At 76.3% G+C, this 389-nt stretch carries 1 protein-coding gene; it reads right to left on the bottom strand.

What is annotated here, in order from left to right; genetic code table 11:
• Positions 1-389, bottom strand: a 389-nt coding sequence (locus D7Y13_RS47585) for a hypothetical protein (protein ID WP_208734763.1), incomplete at both ends; no start/stop codon positions are given.

Consider the following 389-nt stretch of genomic DNA (forward strand, 5'->3'; position numbering starts at 1 on the left):
AACCGGGCCGGGTTCGCTCCCGAGGAGCCTCTCGGCAGGCCCGGCACCAGCGGATATCGAGCCGGAGTCAAGCGCCCCGGCGGTGCCGTCGCCGATGCCGAGGAAGCCCGGATTCGGGCCGGGCGGCCCGGTTCGGGGGCACCTGCGGAAGACGTCGCCGTCGGCCGCCGGGGTCTGCGTCCGGGCGGCTCCACCGGCCGGGGCGGTGCCGGTGTCGCCGAGGCCGTCGAAGGCGGGAGCGGCAATCGGTCGGTGGCGCGCCCGGTCGGCGACCGGCAGGCGGGCATCGGTGTCGGCGAGGAGCAGGGTTCGCGCGGGAGCTCGGGGCGATTCCGGGCGGCACCGGTCGAAGGTGATGTAGGTCGAAGTGCGGGTTCGCGAGCTGGGCG

Origin of the sequence: Corallococcus praedator (assembly GCF_003612125.1) — a bacterium.
In the GTDB taxonomy this organism is placed as follows: Bacteria; Myxococcota; Myxococcia; order Myxococcales; family Myxococcaceae; genus Corallococcus; species Corallococcus praedator.